Source organism: Duganella callida (assembly GCF_004614165.1).
Classification (GTDB): Bacteria; Pseudomonadota; Gammaproteobacteria; order Burkholderiales; family Burkholderiaceae_D; genus Rugamonas; species Rugamonas callida.
Genome location: NZ_SPVG01000231.1, coordinates 11712 through 28168 on the forward strand (window position 1 = coordinate 11712; position 16457 = coordinate 28168).

Sequence of the window (16457 nt, forward strand, 5' to 3'; positions counted from 1 at the left end):
CGGGGTCAGTTCTGCCAATCGCACACGAGCCCTACCGTAAGCGACGCTTACGGTAGGGCTCGTGTGCGATTGGCAGAACTGACCCCGGATTTTATTTGAGCTTGCGGGCGACTTCGAGGGCGAAGTAGGTGAGCACGCCGTCGGCGCCGGCGCGCTTGAAGGCCAGGATCGATTCCATCATCACTTTGTCGTGATCCAGCCAGCCGTTTTGCGCGGCCGCTTTCAGCATCGCGTATTCGCCGCTGACCTGGTAGGCGAAGGTCGGCACCTTGAATTCATCCTTTACCCGGCGCACGATGTCCAGGTAGGGCATGCCGGGCTTGACCATCACCATGTCGGCGCCTTCGGCCAGGTCCAGGCCCACTTCGCGCAGCGCTTCGTCGCTGTTGGCCGGGTCCATCTGGTACTGGTTCTTGTCGCCCTTGCCCAGGTTGGCCGCCGAGCCGACCGCGTCGCGGAACGGGCCGTAGAAGGCCGAGGCGTATTTGGCCGAGTAGGCCATGATGCGGGTGTGGATGTGGCCCGCCGCTTCCAGCGCCGCGCGGATCGCGCCGATGCGGCCGTCCATCATGTCGGACGGCGCCACCACGTCGACACCGGCCTGCGCGTGGCACAGCGCCTGGCGGATCAGCATGTCGGTGGTGATGTCGTTGATGACGTAGCCGTTGTCGTCGATCAGGCCATCCTGGCCATGGCTGGTGTACGGGTCCAGCGCGACGTCGGTCAGGATGCCCAGCTCGGGAAAGGCTTGCTTGAGCGCGCGCACGGCACGCGGCACCAAGCCATCCGGGTTGGTGGCTTCGATGCCGTCCGGGGTCTTTTTCGCCACGTCGATCACCGGGAACAGCGCCAGCACCGGGATGCCCAGCGACACGCATTCTTCCGCCACCTTCAGCAGCAGGTCGACCGAGACGCGCTCCACGCCCGGCATCGAGGCCACCGCTTCGCGCTGGTGCGTGCCTTCGAGGATGAACACCGGGTAGATCAGGTCCGCCGGCGTGACCACGTTTTCGCGCATCAGCGCGCGCGAGAACGGGTCGCGGCGCATGCGGCGCATGCGGATGGCGGGGAATTGGGCTGCTGCTGTAGGCTTGCTCATGACTGTTCCTAAATCTGAGGGTTACGCATCCGCGTCGTCGCCGCCGGCCATGCCGGCCAGCTCGAGGATCTTGTCGTTGGCTTCGTCGATGCCAACGCGCTTGAGCGCGGAGAACAATTGCACGGTGAAGGGGAAGCCTTCGCCGTCTTCGTCGACGTAGCTGTCCAGCTTGGCCTTGGCCTGGCGCAGCACGTTGACCGATTCATTGCGGTTCAGCTTGTCCACCTTGGTGAGGATGCAGTGGATCGGCTTGCCGGTCGGGGCGAACCATTCCAGCATCTGCACGTCCAGCTCGGTGAACGGACGGCGCGCGTCCATGATCAGGACCAGCGCGGCCAGCTGCTCGCGGCGCTGCACGTAGTCGCCCAGCAGGCGCTGCCAGTGGTCCTTGGCCGAACCGGACACTTCCGCATAACCATAGCCGGGCAAGTCGACCAGCATGCACTCGATCTCCTCGACGATGGTCGGATCGTGGCGGTGCTGGGCGACGTGCGCGCCGCCGACCGAGAAAAAGTTGATGTGCTGGGTGCGGCCCGGCGTCTTCGAGGCGAAGGCCAGCCCCTTCTGATTGCACAAAATATTGATGGCGGTCGATTTACCGGCATTGGAGCGCCCCGCGAAGGCAATCTCCGGCACCTGGGTGTCGGGCAGATCGCGCAATTGGTTGACGGTCGTGAAGAAGCGGGCTTGCCAGAGTTTGGACATGGGGGAGTGGGGAAAAAAGCAACAGTTTAAATCAGGAATTTTTAGGGGCTATTGTACAATGGGTGGTTACCAAGTGCCTTTAAGCATGGTTGATGCTCCGCCGGGCACGCTGGTTCCTAACCTTTTTAGAACTCGTTCCGGGGTGCTTAATGAATAGTGTGTTTTCACCGTTTGTCAAATCTTTGTTCGTCGCTTTGCTGGCCGTCTCGGCCACCGCCTCCGCGGCGGACGAGAACAAGCCCGCCCAAGCTGCTCCCAAAATCGATCCCGCCAAAGGCGGCTCCCTGTTCACCGATGGCGACAATGCGCGCGGCCTGCCGGCCTGCGTATCCTGCCATGGCGCCGGCGGCAATTCGACCATCACGGTCAATCCGAAGCTGGCCGGTCAACATGAGGGCTATGTCTACAAGCAGTTGGTGAACTTTACGACGGCCGACCGGAATCAACCGGTCATGACCACCTACGCCAAAATGCTGACCGACGAGGAAAAGCACAATGTCGCCGCCTGGCTGGCCACGCAACAGGCCAAACCGGGCGCCGCCAGGAACAAGGATATTATCGAGCTGGGCAAGAAGATTTATCGCGGCGGCATCGCCGAGAAAAATGTTCCCGCCTGCGCCAGCTGCCATGGCGCGGCCGGCGCCGGCATCCCGGTGCAGTATCCACGCCTGGCCGGCCAGCATCAGGACTATACGGTAACCGAGCTGGGTCTGTTCAAGGCCGGCACGCGCAAGAATGCGGAGATGGGCGCCATCGCCAAGCGCATGTCGGACGAGGAAATGAAGGCTGTCGCCGATTACGTAGCAGGCTTGAAATAATGTTGTTTGTTCCGCATCGAATTGCTGCGGAGTAACTCTAAAGATGGAGGCGGCAGCGTGAGCATGCCGCCTTTTTTATTGGTATGCTGCCGCCTGCCAACACTTTTTAAAGAATCTTCATTCGCATGAGCAGTCCCAGCACCACCGGTATCCAACTGAAAACGCGTCGCCCCGTGGTGGGCGAAATCGTCGAACTGATTTCCTCCATGCGTTTCGCCATCGCCTTGCTGGCGATGATCGCGATTGCCGCCATCATCGGCACCGTGATGAAGCAGGGCGAGCCATCGGCCAACTACATCAACCAGTTCGGTCCGTTCTGGTACGAGGTGTTCCGCAAGATCGGCCTGTACGCCGTGTATTCGAGCTGGTGGTTTCTGCTGCTGATGGCGGTGCTGGTGGTGTCCACCTCGCTGTGCATCATCCGCAATGCGCCCAAGATGATCAAGGACATGCGCAGCTGGCGCGAGAACGTGCGCGAGCAGTCGCTGCTGAACTTCCACCACAAGCTGCACTGGCGCGCTCCGCTGTCGCGCGCGGCACTGGCGCAGCAGAGCGCGGCCCGCCTGCAGAACGCCGGCTACCAGGTCAAGCTGGTGGAGAAGGATAACGGCACCCTGGTCGCCGCCAAGCGCGGCGCGGCCAACAAGTTCGGCTACATCTTCGCCCACTCGGCCATCGTGATCATCTGCCTGGGCGCGGTGATGGATTCCGACCTGCCGATCCGCGCGCAGGAATGGTTCTTCGGCAAAGTGCCGTTCACCGGCAGCGGTCTGATCTCGCAGATTCCCGCGTCCAGCCGCCTGAGCACGGGCAATCCCACCTTCCGCGGCAATACCATGATTCCGGAAGGGCAGAACAGCAGCACCGCGATTCTGAACCGTCCCGACGGCGTGCTGATCCAGGAACTGCCGTTCACCATCAACCTGAAAAAATTCACCATCGATTTCTACAGCACCGGCATGCCCAAGCTGTTTGCCAGCGATGTGGAAGTGCGCGACAACCAGACCGGCGAGACGGTCAAGGGCACGATCGAGGTCAACAAGCCGCTGATCTACAAGGGCGTGGCGATCTACCAGTCCAGCTTCGAGGACGGCGGTTCCAAGCTCAAGCTGACCGGCTACCCGATGCAGGGCCATGACAGCAAGCCGTTCGAGATCGCCGGCGAAGTGGGCGCCTCGACCGCGCTGGGCGATGCCTACACGGTGGAGTGGTCGGGCTTCCGTCCGTTCAACGTGGAAAACGTCGGCCCCACCGACGACCCGCGCGCGGTCAAGCAGGGCAAGAGCCTGGAAGAGGAATTCGCCCAGAGCCTGGACAAGCACACCGGCTCGGCCGGCAAGAACGCCAACAACAAGAACCTGAAGAACGTCGGCCCAAGCATCAGCTACAAGCTGCGCGACAAGACCGGCCAGGCGCGCGAGTACAACAACTACATGCAGCCGATCACCGTCGATGGCGCCACCGTGTTCCTGGCCGGCATGCGCGCCAATCCGTCGGACAACTTCAGCTACCTGCGCATCCCGGCCGATGACGCCCACGGCGTCAACGAATGGATGCGCCTGCGCGCCGCGCTGCAAGACCCGGCCCTGCGCGCCGCCGCCGCCCAGCGCTACGCCGAGCGCGCCACGCCGAATTCGGACAAGGGCGACGCCCTGCGCGCCCAGCTGCAAGCCTCGGCCGACAAGAGCCTGACCATCTTCGCCGGCAGCGACAAGGCGGCCGGCTTCATGGCCATCTCGCAGTTCCTGGAGAAAGTCCCGGCCGCCGAGCAGGAGAAAGCCGCCGACGTGTTCATGAAAATCCTCAACGGCAGCCTGTGGGACCTGTGGCAGGTGGCGCGCCTGAAGGACGGCCTGCAGCCGGTCAGCGAGGACGAAAGCCACGCCCGCTTCCTGCAGCTGGCCACCAACGCGCTGTCCGACGTGTTCTTTTACGGCGCGCCGGTGTTCCTGCAACTGGACGACTTCACCGAGATCAAGGCCTCGGTTTTCCAGGTGACGCGCTCGCCGGGCAAGAATGTGGTGTATCTTGGCTGTCTGTTCCTGGTGCTGGGCGTGTTCGCCATGTTCTACATCCGCGAACGCCGCCTGTGGATCTGGATTAAGGATGACGTCAGCGGCGCCGAGGCGCTGATGGCCATGAGTACCCAGCGCAAAACGCTGGACTTTGAGCGTGAATTTGAAACCCTGAAGGACAAGCTGCCCCTTTCGGCCTAAGCAGGAGAATATGATGGAACTGACCCAATCCCAGCAAACCTATACCCAGGCGCCAGGCTATTTCAAGCGCCTGACCATCGCCGACTGGCTGTTCGCCGTGGCGCTGCTGGCCGGCGCCGTGTTCGCGCTGAACCGCTACGGCAGCTTCATGGACGTCTACGAACAGGGCATCCTGCTGGCGGCGGTGCCCACTTTCGCCGCGCTCGGCTGGCACTGGAAGCCGGTGCGCTGGCTGATGCCGCTGGTGGCGCTGCTGGCGCTATGGGCGATCGCCATGTACGCCGGCGTGCTCGATAACGGCAGCAAGAAATTCTGGCTGCGCATGATGCTGTCCAGCCAGTCGGCGGTGCTGTGGATGAGCGTGATGTTCACCATCTCCACCGTGTTCTACTGGATCGGCTTCGCCGGCCGCTCGGTCCCGGCGTCCAGCATCGGCTCCAAGCTGTGCTGGACCGCCGTGGTGCTGGGCTGGACCGCGATGATGGTGCGCTGGTTCGAGTCCTACCTGATCGGCGCCGACGTCGGCCACATCCCGGTGTCCAACCTGTACGAAGTGTTCATCCTGTTCTCGCTGATCACCGCCATGTTTTACCTGTACTTCGAGCAGCGCTACGCCACCCGCCAGATGGGACCGTTCGTGCTGCTGGTGATCACCGCCGCCATCGGCTTCCTGATGTGGTACACCACTGCGCGCAGCGCGGCCGACATCCAGCCGCTGCTGCCGGCGCTGCAAAGCTGGTGGATGAAGATCCACGTGCCGGCCAACTTCATCGGCTATGGCAACTTCGCGCTGGCGGCCATGGTCGCCTCGGCCTACCTGCTGAAGACCTCGGGCTACCTGAAGGACCGCCTGCCGTCGGAGGAAGTGCTGGACGACGTGATGTACAAGGCCATTTCGGCCGGTTTCGCCTTCTTCACCATCGCCACCATCCTGGGCGCGCTGTGGGCGGCGGAAGCGTGGGGCGGCTACTGGTCGTGGGACCCGAAGGAAACCTGGGCGCTGATCGTCTGGCTCAACTACGCGGCCTGGCTGCACATGCGCCTGATGACCGGCCTGCGCGGCCGTCCGGCGGCCTGGTGGGCGTTGGTGGGCCTGCTGGTGACCACCTTCGCCTTCCTGGGCGTCAACATGTTCCTGTCCGGCCTGCACTCCTACGGGAAATTGTAAACGCAAGTTTAAGATTCACTCCGGAAGTTTCGTGTAAGGTGGAGCCTTACACTTCTTCCGGAGTCAACCATGCTGATCAAGCGCAGTCCCAACGGCATCGACCTGCCATTTTCTTCCGAAATCACGCCGCGCGAGATCTACGAATCGCGCCGCAAGTTCATGCGCCAGATCGCGGTCGGCGCGGTCGGTGGCGCGGCGCTGCTGGAGATGGCGCAGCGTGAAGCCTTCGCCCAGGGCGGCGGCGCCAAGCTGCCCGGCAAGCTCAACCCGTCCTACTCGACCCTGGAAAAGCAGACGCCGTTCAAGGACGCCACCACCTACAACAACTACTACGAATTCGGCACCGACAAGAGCGAGCCGGCCATGTACGCGGGCACGCTCAAAACCCATCCGTGGACGGTCAGCATCGAAGGCGAAGTGAAAAAGCCGCTGACGCTGGACCTGGACGCGCTGCTGAAGCTGGCGCCGCTGGAAGAGCGCGTCTACCGCCTGCGTTGCGTCGAGGGCTGGTCGATGGTGATCCCGTGGGTCGGCTACTCGTTCTCCGAGCTTATCAAGAAGGTCGAGCCGACCGGCAACGCCAAGTACGTGGAATTCGTCACCCTGGCCGACAAGAAGCAGATGCCGGGCGTGGGCAGCCGCGTGCTGCAATGGCCGTACACCGAAGGCCTGCGCATCGACGAAGCCAACCATCCGCTGGCGCTGCTGACCTTCGGCATGTACGGCGAAGTGCTGCCGAACCAGAACGGCGCGCCGGTGCGCATGGTGCTGCCGTGGAAATACGGCTTCAAATCGGCCAAGTCCATCGTCAAGATCCGCTTCGTCAAGGACCAGCCGCGCACCTCGTGGAATCTGTCGGCGCCGAACGAATACGGCTTCTACTCGAACGTGAATCCGGACGTCGATCACCCGCGCTGGTCGCAGGCGTCCGAGCGCCGCATCGGCGAAGACGGCTTCCTGTCGCGCAAGCGCAAGACGCTGATGTTCAACGGCTATGCCGACGTCGCGCCGTTGTACGCCGGCATGGACCTGAAGCGGTACTACTGATGGTCTTCAACCCGAGTCCGAAGCAGATCGGCTGGCTGAAGGGAGCCATCTTCGCGCTGGCGCTGGTGCCGCTGCTGCGCATGGTGTACCTGACGGTGAGCGGGCAACTGGTCGACCCGCTGGAATTCATCACGCGCGGCACGGGCGACTGGACCCTGTACTTCCTGTGCTTCACGCTGGCGGTGACGCCGCTGCGGCGGCTGAGCAAATGGAACTGGCTGATCAAGCTGCGCCGCATGCTGGGTCTGTTTATGTTCTTCTACGGTCTGCTGCACTTCATGACGTTCCTGTGGTTCGACCATTTCTTCGATGTGCAGGAAATGTGGAAGGACGTGCTGAAGCGGCCATTCATCACGGTCGGGTTCATCGCGTTCGTGCTGCTGATCCCGCTGGCGGTCACCAGCACCAACGCCATGGTCAAACGGCTGGGCGGCAAGCGCTGGCAATGGCTGCACCGGCTGATCTACGTGATCGCGCCGCTGGCGATCCTGCACTTCTGGTGGATGAAGGCGGGCAAGCACGACTTCATCCAGCCGACCATCTTCGGCGTGATTCTGAGTGTGCTGCTGCTGATGCGCGTCTGGTGGGCGGCCCGCAAATAATCCGGGGTCTAATCCGGGGTCAGTTCTGCCAATCGCACACGAGCCCAGCCGTAGCGGATGCTACGGCTGGGCTCGTGTGCGATTGGCAGAACTGACCCCGGATTATTATTTGATCAGCGATTCCAGCGCGTACAGGTCGGCCGGGTTTTCGCGCTGGCGCACCAGGTGCGGGACGCTGCCGTCGACGATGACTTCGGCCGCGCGGCCGCGGGTGTTGTAGTTGGACGCCATGGTCATGCCGTAGGCGCCCGCCGTGTGCATCACCAGCAGGTCGCCCGCCGCCACCGCCAGCGCGCGGTCGCGCGCCAGCCAGTCGCCCGATTCGCAGATCGGCCCGACCACGTCATAGGTGGCCGCCGCGGCGCCGCCTTGCAGCACCGGCTGCATGTCCATCCACGCCTGGTACAGCGCCGGCCGCGCCATGTCGTTCATGGCCGCGTCGACAATGCAGAAGTTCTTTTCTTCGCCATGCTTGAGGAACTCGACTTTCGTCAGCAGCACGCCGGTGTCGCCGACGATCGAACGGCCCGGCTCGAAGATGACCTTGATGCCGTTGCCGCCATGGCGCTCGGCCCGCCAGGCGTCGATGCGCGCGAACAGACGGCCCAGGTAGTCGCCCACCGGCACCGGCGCTTTCTCGCCTTGCTCGCGATAATCGATGCCGATGCCGCCGCCGATGTCCAGGTGGTGCAGTACGATGCCTTCCGCCCCCAGTTGGTCGATCAGTTCGATCAGGCGATCCAGCGCTTCCAGCAGCGGTGCGTCGTCCAGCAGCTGCGAGCCGATATGGCAGTCGATGCCGACCACGTCCAAATGCGGCAGCTGTGCCGCCGTGCGGTAGGTGTCCAGTGCGTCCGAGAACGCCACGCCGAACTTGTTGGCCTTCAGGCCGGTGGCGATGTAGGGGTGGGTCTTGGCGTCGACGTTCGGGTTCACGCGCAGCGAAATGCGCGCCTTCTTGCCCATCCCGCCGGCCACCTCGTTCAGGCGGTGCAGTTCGGGGATCGATTCGACGTTGAAGCACAGGATGTCGTGGCTCAGCGCCAGACGCATTTCCTCCACGCTCTTGCCGACGCCGGAGAAGATCACCTTGCGCGGATCGCCGCCGGCCGCCAGCACGCGCAGCAGCTCGCCGCCGGAGACGATGTCGAAGCCGGCGCCCTGGCGCGCCAGCAGGTCGAGGATGGCCAGGTTGGAGTTGGCCTTCATGGCGTAGCACACCAGCGCGTCGCGGCCCCGGCAGGCGTCGGCGTAGGCGGCGAAATTGGCCAGCAGCGCAGCCTTGGAATACACGTAGGTGGGCGTACCGAATTGTTCGGCAATCGCGCTCAGCGACGTGCCTTCGGCGTGCAGCACGCCGTCTTTATACGAAAATTGCGACATAAAAATTATTGTTGAGGGGCGACAGGATCGGAGATCGGCGAGGGGACCGGCGGAATCGCCGGCGGCGTTACGGGGTTGTTGCCGCTCTTGGCAGATTTACCGCCGGGAGGCTTGGGCAGATACAGCGGGCCGGGTTGGCCGCAGCCGCTCAGCAATACGCTCAGGCACAGGGTTGCCATGCCGGCAATCAAACGGAAAGTGGACTTCACGATAGAATCACGGTTTATTGAGATCAGATATGGGAGTGTAGCATGGGCGAATCCGAATTCCTGGCGCAGGCGGAAGCCACCCTCGATGCCATCGAGGCGGCGCTGGACCGTTTGAACGACGACAACATGATCGACGTCGAGTGCAGCCGCAGCGGCAATGTGCTGGAAATCGAGTTTATCGACAACGGTTCCAAGATCATCGTCAACAGCCAGGCGGCGATGCAGGAGCTGTGGGTGGCGTCGCGCTCGGGCGGCTACCACTACAAGCAAGTCGACGGCAAGTGGATCAACGGCCGCGACAACACTGAGCTGTTCACCGCGCTGTCGGAGATGGTCACGGCGCAGGGTGGCAGCCCGGTGGTGCTGACGGACGGATGAACGAATTTCTTCCCGGCGCGGCGCTGGCTGCCGGTGCCGCCAATACCCAGCCCGCCCCGTCCACCCCCGGCGCTGGGACTGACGGGTTATGCCACCAGGCGTCTGGACGGTCTGAGTTTCCGTCTCAGCGACCGCGAAGCGTTTTCCGACTACTACGTCAACACGCCCGATGAATGGCGTTTGTTCAATCGCCTCGGTTATCCGGAAAAAAACCACATCGAGTGCGAGTTCTTCGATATCGAGCAGTTCCGCGCCGGCCATAACACCGCCGTGCCGCGGCCCGGCATGCCGGCCAGCTGCTACCAGCGCGCTCCGGCCAGGCCCAAGGTGGTGCTGATCCGGGGCGATTCGCATGCCGAGCATCTGTCGGTCGTATGGTTTGCGCAAGAATCCGCCGGCGGACTGGCCAGTGCCGCAGTGCCGATCCTGATGATGACCGATATGTGGCAGCTCAAGTAATGGATGCGTTCTGTCGCCAGGATGGCTGCATGACTTATCTTGGCGAGGATCGCAAGACCGGCGCCACCAGCCACGACTACGGCCACCTGATGCCTGCAGCCTCGGACTACCTGGCGCGCCAGGCGCTGGTCCAGGCCGTTACCGGCCGGTGAGTTGGGGGACAGACCACGTTTTTGCAATACGTGCGCACGGCGCACGTATTGCAAAAACGTGGTCTGTCCCCGAAGTCAGAACAGCTCGTTCTTGACGGCGTCCTTGGCCTTTTCCTCGGCCGGGGTGCCGTGGCCGGGCGCGTCGAGGTTGTTCACGCCGGCGCCGGGCGGGTTCTCGGAATAATAGTATTCGTCGCCCACCACCATGATGCCGTCCGGTACGGCGCGTTCTTCAATCGGAATATTCTTCAGCGCCTTCTGCATGTAGCCGATCCAGATCGGCAGCGCCAGGCCGCCGCCGGTTTCGCGGTTGCCGAGGTTCTTGGGCTGGTCGTAGCCGATCCAGGCGATACCCACCAGCTTGGCCTGGTAGCCGGCGAACCAGGCGTCGATCGAATCGTTGGTGGTGCCGGTCTTGCCGGCGATGTCGCGCCGGCCCAGCACGTTGGCCTTGGCGGCGGTGCCGTAGCGCACCACGTCCTTCAGCATGGAATCCATCAGGAAGGCGTTGCGCTCGTCGATCACGCGGTTCTTTTCGTCGCCGGCCAGGTCCGGGTGGGCCTGCGACAGGATCTTGCCGTCGGCGTCGGTGACCTTGGAAATCAGGTAGGGACTGACCTTGTAGCCGCCGTTGGCGAACACGGCGTAGGCGCCGGCCATCTGCAGCGGCGTGACGTTGCCGGCGCCCAGCGCCAGGGTCAGGTAGGGCGGGTTCTTGTCGGCGTCGAAGCCGAAGCGGGTCGCGTATTCCTGGCCGTACTTGGCGCCGATGCGGTGCAGGATGCGGATCGAGATCATGTTCTTGGACTTGGTCAGGCCCTTGCGCATGGTCATCGGCCCGTCGTACTTGCCGTCGTAGTTCTTCGGCTCCCAGGCCTGGCCGCCGGTCTGGCCGGCGTCGAACGAGATCGGCGCGTCGTTGATCACGGTGGCCGGCGACAGGCCGCGTTCCAGCGAGGCCGAATAGATGAACGGCTTGAACGAGGAACCCGGCTGGCGCCAGGCCTGGGTCACGTGGTTGAACTTGTTGCGGTTGTAATCGAAGCCGCCCACCATGGCGCGGATGGCGCCGTCGGTGGTGCTGGCCGCCACGAAGGCCGATTCGATTTCCGGCATCTGCGCCACTTCCCAGTCCTTGCCCTCCTGCATCACGCGGATCAGGGCGCCGCGGCGGATGCGCTTGTTCGGCGGATTCTTGTCGGACAGCCACGAGCGGCCCATTTCCAGGCCGGCGCCGCTGATCTTGATTTCCTCGCCCGACGCGGTCACCGCGGTGATCAGCTGCGGCGTGGCCGACAGCACCACCGCGGCGATGAGGTCGTCGTTGTCGGGATGCTCGGCCAGCACCGTCTCGATCGCGTCGTCGGCGTCTTCCTTGGCGGCCGGGATGTCGATGTAAGCCTCGGGACCGCGGTAGGCGTGGCGCTTTTCGTAATCCATCACGCCCTTGCGCAGCGCCAGGTAGGCGGCATCCTGGTCGGCCTTGGTGATGGTGGTGAACACGTTCAGGCCGCGCGTGTAGGTGTCGTCCTTGAACTGCTCGTACACCAGCTGGCGCGCCAGTTCGGCCACGTATTCGGCGTGCACGCCGAACTCGCTGCTGTCGGTCTTGACCTTGAGCGGCTCGGCCTTGGCCTGTTCATATTGCTTGTCGGTGATATAGCCCAACTCATGCATGCGCTGCAGGATGTATTGTTGCCGGGTGCGCGCGCGCTTGGGATTGACTACCGGATTGTAAGCCGATGGCGCTTTCGGCAAGCCGGCCAGCATGGCCGCTTCGGCCACGCTGATGTCGCGCAGATTCTTGCCGAAATAGATTTGCGCGGCCGAGGCGAAACCGTAGGCGCGCTGGCCCAGGTAGATCTGGTTCATGTAGACCTCGAGAATCTGGTCCTTGCTGAGGTTCTTCTCGATCTTCCAGGCCAGCAGCATTTCGTAGACCTTGCGCTTGATGGTCTGTTCGCTGGACAGGAAGAAGTTGCGCGCCACCTGCTGGGTGATGGTCGAGGCGCCCTGGCGGCCGCCGCCGCCGACCGCGTTGTGCAGGGCCGCGCGCAGGATGCCGGTGTAGTCGACGCCGCCGTGTTCGTAGAAACGGTCGTCCTCGATCGCCAGCACGGCCTTTTTCATCACGTCCGGGATGTCCTTGATGCGCGCCAGGTTGCGGCGCTCCTCGCCGAATTCGCCGATCAACACGTTGTCGGCCGAGAAGATGCGCAGCGGCATTTTCGGCCGGTAATCGGTCAGCGTGTCGAGCTCGGGCAGGTTGGGATAGGCTAGCGCCAGACCGAACACGACCAGCAGCACCCCGGTCACCGCCAGGCCCAGCACGGACAGCCCGGCCAGCAGGAAGAAGCGCGCGGCGGGTTTGCGCGGTTTGGCGTTATCGTTGCCGGAAGAGGGCGGCGGCGCCGCAGTGGAAGAAGCCATGCAATTCGATCTGTGGGTTGGACGTGCCAGCGATTATAAGCGAGTGGCGCGGCGGTACCGTAGTCATGTCGGGGGACAGGAAAATTTGCGCATGAGCAACAAGGCAATTCAGTTGTTTTTGCGGCCACGTCGGGCCAAAAGAGTGTGGCGAAACGCTCACACCACGGCAATTGTGCACGGTAGAAATACCTTTACACTTAAATAGGGCCGATTTAATGTACAGGCTGATATAAGCCGTCTAAACGCAGGTTTTTACAGGTTTTACACGAGTTCTCGCCATGCACACGGTTCCGCCAGATGTCCCGATGGTTCGCAGCGCGGGCGCCCACATGGGCGCCGGGAGACCCGCATGATCGATTTCAAAGCCTTGCTGGGACAGGCCAATCCGCCGCTGGTCGGCATCGACATCAGCACGTCCAGCGTGCGCCTGGTGGAACTGGCGCAGGCCGGCAAGGGCGCCGGCGACTACCGCCTGGAACGCTACGCGGCCGAGCCGCTACCGCGCAATGCCGTCACCGACGGCAATATCGAAAACATGGACCAGGTGGTGGAGGCGGTGCGCCGCGTCTGGAAGAAAAGCGGCACCAAGGCGCGCCACGCGGCGCTGGGCATGCCGCCGGCCTCGGTGATCACCAAGAAAATCATCCTGCCGGCCGGGCTGTCGGACGACCAGCTGGAAGTGCAGGTCGAGTCGGAGGCCAGCCAGTACATTCCGTTCGCGCTGGACGAGGTCAGCCTCGATTTCGACGTGATCGGCCCGGCCGCCAATTCGGTCGACGACATCGAAGTGATGCTGGCCGCCTCGCGCCGCGAAAAGGTCGAGGACCGGGTGGCGGTCGCCGAGGCGTCCGGCCTGAAGGCCACCGTGATGGACATCGAATCGTACGCCGCGCGCGCCGCGCTGGACCGCGTCACCGCGCAGTTGCCCGATGCCGGCGCCGGCCAGATCATCGCGCTGTTCCAGATCGGCGCGCAGGTCACGCAGATTTCGGTGATGCTGGACGGCGCCACGGTGTACGAGCGCGAGCAGCCGTTCGGCGGCAATTCGCTGACCCAGGACATCGTCCGCACCTACGGCCTGTCGTTCGACGAGGCCGAGGCGCGCAAGAAAACCGGCGACCTGCCCGACACCTTCCACGCCGAGCTGCTGACGCCCTTCCTTGAAAGCGCCGCGCTGGAAGTCACGCGCGCGATCCAGTTCTTCTACACCTCCACGCCGTACACGCGGGTCGACCAGCTGTTTCTGGCCGGCGGCTGCGCGCTGATTCCCGGCCTGCTGGAACTGGTGGCCAGCCGCACGCGCATTTCCAGCGCGGTGATCTCGCCGTTCAAGGGCATGCAGATCGGCCCGGCGGTGCGCGAGTCGCAGCTGCGGCTCGATGCGCCGGCCTATCTGGTGGCCTGCGGCCTGGCCCTGCGGAGGTTCGGCTGATGATACGCATCAACCTGCTCCCGCACCGCGAGGAAAAACGCAAGCAGAAGAAGCAGGCCTTCTATGCGCTGCTGGTGCTGGGCGGCGTGATCGGCGTCGGCATCGTGCTGGCGGTCGGCGGTTACAACGCGCGCGCCATCGCCATCCAGGAGCAGCGCAACCAGGTGCTGAAAAGCGCCATCGTCGTGCTCGACCACAAGATCGCCGAGATCGCCACGCTGAAGCAGGAAATCGAGGCGCTGAAGGCGCGCCAGCAGGCGGTGGAGGATCTGCAGGGCGACCGCAACCAGCCGGTCTATCTGCTGGACGAGCTGGTGAAGCAGACCCCGCCCGGCGTGTACCTGAAAGGCTTCCGCCAGGACGGTCAGCGGGTGGCGGTCAACGGCTATGCGCAGTCGCAGGAGCGGGTCTCGGAATTTCTGCGCAACCTGGCCGGCGTGTCGCCATGGCTGGAGCGGCCCGAACTGATCGAAGTGAAATCCGCCGTGCTCGGCCAGAGCAAGACCGGGCGCAAGGTGGTGGAGTTCAACCTCAACGTCAACATCAAGCGTCCGCGCGACAAGGACAAGCCGGAGGATGGCAAGTCCCGCTCCGCCAAACCGCAGGAGCGCGCCGCATGAAGGCCAACGTCAACCTGAACGAGCTGTTTGCCGACCTGAGCTCGCAGTTCCGCGACCTCAACGGACGGCATCCGGGCCAGTGGCCGCTGCTGCCGCGCGTGCTGTGCGCGGTGGGGGTGACGGCGGCGGTGTGCGCGGCCGGCTATTTCGGCTACTGGAGCTCGCAGTTCGACGAGCAGGAGGCCGGCGCCCAGCAGGAAGCCAGGCTGCGCGAGGAGTACCGCATCAAGACCGCGCAGGCGATCAACCTCGATGCGCTGCGCGCGCAGAAGGCGCAGGCCGACCTGTACGTCGACCGCCTGCAGAAGCAGCTGCCGAGCAAGGCCGAGATGGCCGCGCTGCTCAGCGATATCAACATGGCCGGCGCCGGCCGCGGCCTGCAGTTCGATCTGTTCAAGCCGCAGCAGGAAGTGATCAAGGATTACTACGCCGAGCAGCCGATCGACATCAAGGTCAACGGCAGCTACCACGACATCGGCTCGTTTGCCGGCGACGTCGCCAACCTGTCGCGCATCGTCACGCTCAACAACATGGCGCTGAACGCCAACAAGGACGGTTCGCTGACGCTGGAGGCGGTGGCCAAGACCTTCCGCTACCTGGACCCGGAAGAGGTGGCGGCGCAGCGCAAGGCGGCGGCCGACAAGAAGAAAAAGGCGGCGAAAAAATCATGAAGACGCTCCTTACCGCCCTGCTCATGATGCCGCTGCTGAGCGGCTGCGGCGACAGCGACGTGCAGGAAGTGCGCAACTGGATGAAGCAGGTCGATGCCGAGACGCGCGTCAAGGTGCCGCCGCTGGCCGAACCCAAGACCTTCATCCCGTTCGCCTACGCGCACAAGGACGAGCTCGACCCGTTCAATCCCAACAAGCTGCTGGCCGAGCTGGCCAAGCAGGCGGCGCAGGGCGGCGGTGGCGGCGGCATCCATCCCGATACCGCACGGCGCAAGGAATTGCTGGAGTCTTATCCGCTCGACACCATCCGCATGGTCGGCACCATCACCAAGGGCGGCAAGACCTACGCCATCCTGCAGGTGGACCGCGCCGTGCACCAGGTGGTGGTGGGCCAGCATCTGGGGCAGAACTACGGGCGCGTGATCGGCATCGACGACAACGCGGTGAACATCAAGGAAATCGTCCAGGACCCGGCCGGGGACTGGGTCGAGCGCCTGTCGAAGTTGGAACTGCAGGAAAGCAAGGAGACCACCAAATGACCGCTCATACCACGGCCCGGCGCGCTCTGGCCGCCATCTGGGCGCATGCGCTGACCATGACGCTGGCCATCGCGCTGGCCCTGCAGTGTGCCGGCGGCGCCCGCGCGCAGGCTGCCGCGCCAACCGCGGCCGCCGGCAATGCCATCGAAGCCATCAGCGCCAACCAGCAGGGCGCCAACGTCATCGTCAAGATCACGCTGAAGGATGCGCCGGCGCAGGCGCCGATCAGTTTCGCCATCAGCAATCCGCCGCGCGTGGTGCTGGACCTGGGCGCCACCGCCAACGCCACCGGCAAGACCGCGCTGGAACTGAATCAGGGCGAGCTGCGTAGCGTGAACGTGGTGCAGGCCGGCCAGCGTTCGCGGCTGGTGTTCAATCTGAAGCGCGCGCTCAACTACGCCGTCGCCATCGATGGCAAGGCGGTGATCCTGACCATCGACGGCACCGGCGGCGTCGCCACTGCGGTGGATGCCAACGGCCTGCCGGCGGCCCGCGCCGCGACGCCGGCCTCCGCGGCCACGTCCGCCCT

18 protein-coding genes are annotated in these 16457 nt (G+C 63.9%); 13 read left to right on the plus strand and 5 right to left on the minus strand.

Annotated elements, in window-relative coordinates; all coding sequences use genetic code 11:
• Positions 1–91: 91 nt before the first annotated feature.
• Both hemB and yihA read right to left on the minus strand, forming a co-directional pair.
• On the minus strand, positions 92–1099 hold the full coding sequence (gene hemB, locus E4L98_RS23095; protein WP_135203887.1) for a porphobilinogen synthase: 1008 nt from the start codon (positions 1097–1099) through the stop codon (positions 92–94).
• Positions 1100–1120: 21 nt separating this feature from the next.
• Positions 1121–1804: a ribosome biogenesis GTP-binding protein YihA/YsxC gene (gene yihA / locus E4L98_RS23100; protein WP_135203888.1), complete on the minus strand. Its 684-nt coding sequence runs from the start codon at positions 1802–1804 to the stop codon at positions 1121–1123.
• 149 nt (positions 1805–1953) lie between these two features.
• Between yihA and E4L98_RS23105 the strand changes: the two genes are divergently transcribed.
• From E4L98_RS23105 to msrQ, 5 genes are all read left to right on the plus strand, one after another.
• Complete coding sequence (locus E4L98_RS23105; protein ID WP_135203889.1) at positions 1954–2622, plus strand: c-type cytochrome; 669 nt, start codon at positions 1954–1956, stop codon at positions 2620–2622.
• Positions 2623–2747: 125 nt separating this feature from the next.
• Entirely contained in the window at positions 2748–4838 is a 2091-nt protein-coding gene (locus tag E4L98_RS23110) for a cytochrome c biogenesis protein ResB (protein ID WP_135203890.1), read from the plus strand.
• A 13-nt stretch (positions 4839–4851) separates the two neighbouring features.
• Complete coding sequence (ccsB, locus tag E4L98_RS23115; RefSeq protein ID WP_135203891.1) at positions 4852–6006, plus strand: c-type cytochrome biogenesis protein CcsB; 1155 nt, start codon at positions 4852–4854, stop codon at positions 6004–6006.
• A gap of 69 nt (positions 6007–6075) precedes the next feature.
• Positions 6076–7053 carry a protein-methionine-sulfoxide reductase catalytic subunit MsrP gene (msrP, locus tag E4L98_RS23120; RefSeq protein ID WP_135203892.1) on the plus strand — a complete coding sequence of 326 codons (978 nt, stop codon included), beginning with the start codon at positions 6076–6078 and terminating at the stop codon, positions 7051–7053.
• Entirely contained in the window at positions 7053–7655 is a 603-nt protein-coding gene (msrQ, locus tag E4L98_RS23125; protein ID WP_135203893.1) for a protein-methionine-sulfoxide reductase heme-binding subunit MsrQ, read from the plus strand. Before msrP ends, msrQ begins: the two co-directional genes overlap by 1 nt.
• 105 nt (positions 7656–7760) lie before the next feature.
• Here msrQ and lysA read toward each other — a convergent pair whose 3' ends face one another.
• Both lysA and lptM read right to left on the minus strand, forming a co-directional pair.
• Entirely contained in the window at positions 7761–9038 is a 1278-nt protein-coding gene (gene lysA, locus E4L98_RS23130; protein WP_135203894.1) for a diaminopimelate decarboxylase, read from the minus strand.
• A 5-nt stretch (positions 9039–9043) separates the two neighbouring features.
• Entirely contained in the window at positions 9044–9247 is a 204-nt protein-coding gene (lptM, locus tag E4L98_RS23135) for an LPS translocon maturation chaperone LptM (protein ID WP_135203895.1), read from the minus strand.
• Between the two features lie 42 nt (positions 9248–9289).
• Here lptM and cyaY point away from each other — a divergent pair, with 42 nt between their 5' ends.
• The 3 genes from cyaY to E4L98_RS31090 are packed head-to-tail and all read left to right on the plus strand — an operon-like array spanning position 9290 to position 10236.
• Positions 9290–9625 carry an iron donor protein CyaY gene (cyaY, locus tag E4L98_RS23140; protein ID WP_135203896.1) on the plus strand — a complete coding sequence of 112 codons (336 nt, stop codon included), beginning with the start codon at positions 9290–9292 and terminating at the stop codon, positions 9623–9625.
• 33 nt (positions 9626–9658) lie between these two features.
• Entirely contained in the window at positions 9659–10084 is a 426-nt protein-coding gene (locus E4L98_RS23145; RefSeq protein WP_135203897.1) for a hypothetical protein, read from the plus strand.
• A gap of 29 nt (positions 10085–10113) precedes the next feature.
• On the plus strand, positions 10114–10236 hold the full coding sequence (locus E4L98_RS31090) for a hypothetical protein (protein ID WP_267874925.1): 123 nt from the start codon (positions 10114–10116) through the stop codon (positions 10234–10236).
• A gap of 75 nt (positions 10237–10311) precedes the next feature.
• On the opposite strand, the gene E4L98_RS23150 is transcribed toward E4L98_RS31090, so the two are convergent.
• The gene (locus E4L98_RS23150; RefSeq protein WP_135203898.1) at positions 10312–12666 is read right to left on the minus strand and encodes a penicillin-binding protein 1A; all 2355 of its coding nucleotides are present in this window, start codon (positions 12664–12666) and stop codon (positions 10312–10314) included.
• 349 nt (positions 12667–13015) lie between these two features.
• Between E4L98_RS23150 and E4L98_RS23155 the strand changes: the two genes are divergently transcribed.
• The 5 genes from E4L98_RS23155 to E4L98_RS23175 all read left to right on the plus strand — a co-directional run.
• Positions 13016–14098, plus strand: coding sequence for a pilus assembly protein PilM (locus E4L98_RS23155; RefSeq protein WP_135203899.1), 1083 nt, complete (start codon positions 13016–13018; stop codon positions 14096–14098).
• Complete coding sequence (locus tag E4L98_RS23160) at positions 14098–14718, plus strand: PilN domain-containing protein (protein WP_135203900.1); 621 nt, start codon at positions 14098–14100, stop codon at positions 14716–14718. The genes E4L98_RS23155 and E4L98_RS23160 overlap by 1 nt, the downstream gene beginning before the upstream one ends.
• Positions 14715–15389, plus strand: a complete 675-nt coding sequence (locus tag E4L98_RS23165) for a type IV pilus inner membrane component PilO (protein WP_135203901.1) — start codon at positions 14715–14717, stop codon at positions 15387–15389. The genes E4L98_RS23160 and E4L98_RS23165 overlap by 4 nt, the downstream gene beginning before the upstream one ends.
• Positions 15386–15928, plus strand: coding sequence for a pilus assembly protein PilP (locus tag E4L98_RS23170; protein ID WP_135203902.1), 543 nt, complete (start codon positions 15386–15388; stop codon positions 15926–15928). Before E4L98_RS23165 ends, E4L98_RS23170 begins: the two co-directional genes overlap by 4 nt.
• Positions 15925–16457, plus strand: a 533-nt coding sequence (locus E4L98_RS23175) for an AMIN domain-containing protein (RefSeq protein WP_135203903.1), incomplete at its 3' end; no start/stop codon positions are given. The genes E4L98_RS23170 and E4L98_RS23175, both read left to right, overlap by 4 nt.

What these genes read in the sequence shown, in the direction of transcription:
- hemB (WP_135203887.1), bottom strand. Translation starts at nt 1,099, where the DNA reads ATGAGCAAGCCTACAGCAGCAGCCCAATTCCCCGCCATCCGCATGCGC.
- yihA (WP_135203888.1), bottom strand. Translation starts at nt 1,804, where the DNA reads ATGTCCAAACTCTGGCAAGCCCGCTTCTTCACGACCGTCAACCAATTG.
- E4L98_RS23105 (WP_135203889.1), top strand. Translation starts at nt 1,954, where the DNA reads ATGAATAGTGTGTTTTCACCGTTTGTCAAATCTTTGTTCGTCGCTTTG.
- E4L98_RS23110 (WP_135203890.1), top strand. Translation starts at nt 2,748, where the DNA reads ATGAGCAGTCCCAGCACCACCGGTATCCAACTGAAAACGCGTCGCCCC.
- ccsB (WP_135203891.1), top strand. Translation starts at nt 4,852, where the DNA reads ATGGAACTGACCCAATCCCAGCAAACCTATACCCAGGCGCCAGGCTAT.
- msrP (WP_135203892.1), top strand. Translation starts at nt 6,076, where the DNA reads ATGCTGATCAAGCGCAGTCCCAACGGCATCGACCTGCCATTTTCTTCC.
- msrQ (WP_135203893.1), top strand. Translation starts at nt 7,053, where the DNA reads ATGGTCTTCAACCCGAGTCCGAAGCAGATCGGCTGGCTGAAGGGAGCC.
- lysA (WP_135203894.1), bottom strand. Translation starts at nt 9,038, where the DNA reads ATGTCGCAATTTTCGTATAAAGACGGCGTGCTGCACGCCGAAGGCACG.
- cyaY (WP_135203896.1), top strand. Translation starts at nt 9,290, where the DNA reads ATGGGCGAATCCGAATTCCTGGCGCAGGCGGAAGCCACCCTCGATGCC.
- E4L98_RS31090 (WP_267874925.1), top strand. Translation starts at nt 10,114, where the DNA reads ATGACTTATCTTGGCGAGGATCGCAAGACCGGCGCCACCAGCCACGAC.
- E4L98_RS23150 (WP_135203898.1), bottom strand. Translation starts at nt 12,666, where the DNA reads ATGGCTTCTTCCACTGCGGCGCCGCCGCCCTCTTCCGGCAACGATAAC.
- E4L98_RS23155 (WP_135203899.1), top strand. Translation starts at nt 13,016, where the DNA reads ATGATCGATTTCAAAGCCTTGCTGGGACAGGCCAATCCGCCGCTGGTC.
- E4L98_RS23160 (WP_135203900.1), top strand. Translation starts at nt 14,098, where the DNA reads ATGATACGCATCAACCTGCTCCCGCACCGCGAGGAAAAACGCAAGCAG.
- E4L98_RS23165 (WP_135203901.1), top strand. Translation starts at nt 14,715, where the DNA reads ATGAAGGCCAACGTCAACCTGAACGAGCTGTTTGCCGACCTGAGCTCG.
- E4L98_RS23170 (WP_135203902.1), top strand. Translation starts at nt 15,386, where the DNA reads ATGAAGACGCTCCTTACCGCCCTGCTCATGATGCCGCTGCTGAGCGGC.